The following is a 3,258-nucleotide window of genomic DNA, read 5'->3' as shown; positions in this document are numbered from 1 at the left end:
GGTGCTGACGGTGTGGATGCTGCTGGGCACCTGGCGCCATGTGCGGCGCCGCTCGCAGATCCAGGGTGCGCTGGTGCAGGAGACCAATTTCCGCCGCGCGATGGAAAACTCCATGCCCACCGGCATGCGCGCCATGGACCTGGAGGGGCGCATCAGCTACGTCAACGCCGCGTTCAGCCAGATGACGGGCTTCTCCACGCCCGAACTCGTTGGCCGCATGCCGCCTTACCCCTACTGGCCGGCCGACCGCATCGAAGAGAACACCCGGCTGCTGCAGCAGGAACTGCAGGGGCGCAGCCCCAGCGGCGGCATCGAGGTGAAGGTCTTGCGCAAGGACGGCACGCCCTTCGACGCGCGCATGTACGTCTCGCCGCTGATCGACCCCAAGGGCCAGCAGACCGGCTGGATGACCAGCATGACCAACATCACCGAGGCCAAGCGCATCCGCGACCAGCTCTCGGCCTCGCATGAGCGCTTCACCACCGTGCTGGAGGGGCTGGACGCGGCGGTGTCGGTGCTGTCGGTGCAGCAGGGCGAGCTGCTGTTCGCCAACCGCAGCTACCGGCTCTGGTTCGGCGCCGACCCGGCCGGCCATGCGCTGTTGTCCGGCAGTCAGTTGGGGCGCGGCGGCGGCCCCAATCAATTGGATGAAGCGGACGAAGAAGTCGATGACTACTCGGGTCTGCCGGCCGAGCATCTGACCGAAGCCGGCGCCGACCCGCGCGAGGTCTTTGTCGAATCGCTGGAGATGTGGTTTGACGTGCGCACCCGTTATCTGCAATGGACCGACGGGCGGCTGGCGCAGATGCTGATCGCCACCGACATCACCGCCCGCCGGCGCGCCGAGGAGCAGGCCGCACTGCAGGCCGAAAAGGCGCAGATGACCAGCCGCCTGATGACGATGGGCGAGATGGCCTCCAGCGTCGCCCATGAGCTGAACCAGCCGCTCACGGCCATCACCAATTACTGCAACGGCATGGTCTCAAGGGTGCGCAATGATGCGATCCAGAAAGACGACTTGCTGGCGGCGTTGGAAAAAACCGCCAAACAAGCGCAGCGCGCCGGCCAGATCATTCACCGCATCCGCAACTTCGTGAAGCGCAGCGAACCCAAGCGCGAAGCCGCGCAGGCGCATGACATCGTCGAGGATGCGGTCGAGCTGGCAGGCATCGAGCTGCGCCGTCGGAATGTGGCGATCCACACCTATGTCGCGCAGCGCCTGCCGCAGCTGATGGTGGACCCGATCCTGATCGAGCAAGTCTTGATGAACTTGCTGAAGAACGCGGCCGAGGCGATTGACAACGCCGGCTTGCCGGCTTCGCGCCGCCACATTGAGTTGCGCGTGATCCCCAAGCACACGCCCGAGTTGGGTGGCCATATCGACTTCAGCGTGACGGACATGGGGCCGGGCATGCCGGAGGAAGTGATCTCGCGCATGTACGAGGCTTTTTTCTCCACCAAGTCGGACGGACTGGGCATCGGCTTAGGGTTATGCCGGTCGATTGTGGAGTCGCACAAGGGTCGAATCAGGGCCGAGAACTTATACAATGGGGCCGCTATTGTGGGCTGCAGGTTCGCCTTCAGCATCCCGGTAGACATTTCCCGCATCGAGCCTGGCATTTCCGCCGGGCCGACAACTTCAGCAGCAGTAGTAACAAACCAAATTTCGACACCATGAGTCTGATTCCGAAGAAGGGCAATGTCTATGTCGTCGATGATGACGAGGCCGTACGAGACTCGCTGCAATGGTTGCTGGAAGGCAAGGACTACCGGGTCAAGTGTTTTGATTCGGCCGAATCATTCCTGAGCCGTTATGACCCGCGCGAAGTCGCCTGCTTGATCGCCGATATCCGCATGGAAGGCATGAGCGGCCTGGAGCTGCAAGACCGCTTGCTGGAGCGCAAGAGCCCATTGCCGGTGGTCTTCATCACCGGGCACGGCGATGTACCCATGGCGGTGCAGACGATGAAAAAAGGCGCGCTGGACTTCATCGAGAAGCCATTCAAGGAAGAAGAGTTGGCGGCCATCGTCGAACGCATGCTGGAGCAAGCCCGCGCCGCTTTCTCCACCCATCAAGAAGCCGCCAGCCGTGACGCCTTGCTGCAGCGCCTGACGACGCGCGAGTCGCAAGTGCTGGAGCGCATCGTCGCAGGCCGCTTGAACAAGCAGATCGCTGACGATTTGGGCATCAGCATCAAGACGGTGGAAGCGCACCGCGCCAACATCATGGAAAAGCTGAATGCCAACACGGTCGCCGATCTGCTGAAGATTGCGCTCGGCGCACCGGCCAAGGCCTGAACTAAACTTGATTTCAGAAAGCGCGCCGAGAGCGCGCTTTCGTGTTTTACGGAGATGAATATGACCGCTCAATTGATCGACGGTGTCGCACTGTCCCAGCAAATCCGCGCCGAAATCGCGCAGCGCGCCGCCGCGCTGACGGCCAAGGGTGTCAAACCCGGCCTCGCGGTGATCTTGGTCGGCGTTGACCCGGCCTCGCAGGTCTATGTGCGCAACAAGGTCAAGGCCTGTCAAGAGGCTGGCCTGCATTCGGTGCTGGAGCAGTACGAGGCCAGCCTAAGCGAGGCCGAACTGCTGGCCCGCCTTGACGCGCTCAACAATGATCCCAGCATCCACGGCATCCTGGTGCAGATGCCGCTGCCCAAGCACATCAACCCGCACCGCATCATCGAGGCCATTGCCACCCATAAAGACGTGGATGGCTATTCGACGCTCAGCGCCGGCGAGCTGATGACACAGCTGCCGGGCTTTCGCCCGTGCACGCCCTATGGCTGCATGAAGCTGATCGCTAGCACCGGCTATGACCTGCGTGGCAAGCATGCGGTCGTGATTGGGCGCAGCAACACCGTCGGCAAGCCGATGGCGCTGTTGCTGCTGCAAGCCAACGCCACCGTCACCGTCTGCCACAGCGGCACGCCGGACATCGGCTTGCACACGCGCCAGGCCGATGTGGTGGTGGCCGCCGTGGGCCGCCGCAATGTTTTGACTGCCGAGATGGTCAAGCCGGGCGCCATCGTCATCGACGTGGGCATCAATCGCAATGAGGAAGGCAAACTCTGCGGCGACGTCGACTTTGACGGCGTCAAGCGAGTCGCCGGCTGGATCACGCCGGTGCCCGGCGGTGTCGGCCCGATGACGATCACGATGCTGCTGTCCAACACGCTCGACGCGGCGCGGGCACTGGAGACCGCACGATGAACAACCCGCTGTTGCACTTCGCCGGGCTGCCGGATTTCCCGG

Annotated in this window: 3 protein-coding genes; all 3 read left to right on the top strand. The window is 63.1% G+C overall.

Features of this window, described 5'->3' with window-relative positions; translation table 11 throughout:
* Positions 1 to 1,678 (top strand): PAS domain S-box protein (locus RMO57_RS07805; protein WP_310385592.1); only part of this gene is annotated, 1,678 nt, incomplete at its 5' end.
* Entirely contained in the window at positions 1,675 to 2,298 is a 624-nt protein-coding gene (locus RMO57_RS07800) for a response regulator transcription factor (RefSeq protein WP_310385589.1), read from the top strand. The genes RMO57_RS07805 and RMO57_RS07800, both read left to right, overlap by 4 nt.
* 60 nt (positions 2,299 to 2,358) lie before the next feature.
* A complete protein-coding gene (gene folD, locus RMO57_RS07795; protein ID WP_310385587.1) occupies positions 2,359 to 3,216 on the top strand; it encodes a bifunctional methylenetetrahydrofolate dehydrogenase/methenyltetrahydrofolate cyclohydrolase FolD in 858 nt (285 codons plus the stop codon).
* Positions 3,217 to 3,258 lie beyond the last annotated feature (42 nt).

This window comes from Roseateles sp. (genome assembly GCF_031397715.1).
In the GTDB taxonomy this organism is placed as follows: Bacteria; Pseudomonadota; Gammaproteobacteria; order Burkholderiales; family Burkholderiaceae_C; genus Paucibacter_A.
The sequence above is the reverse complement of the archived record's forward strand: the minus strand, read 5'-3'. Positions and strand labels throughout refer to the sequence as shown.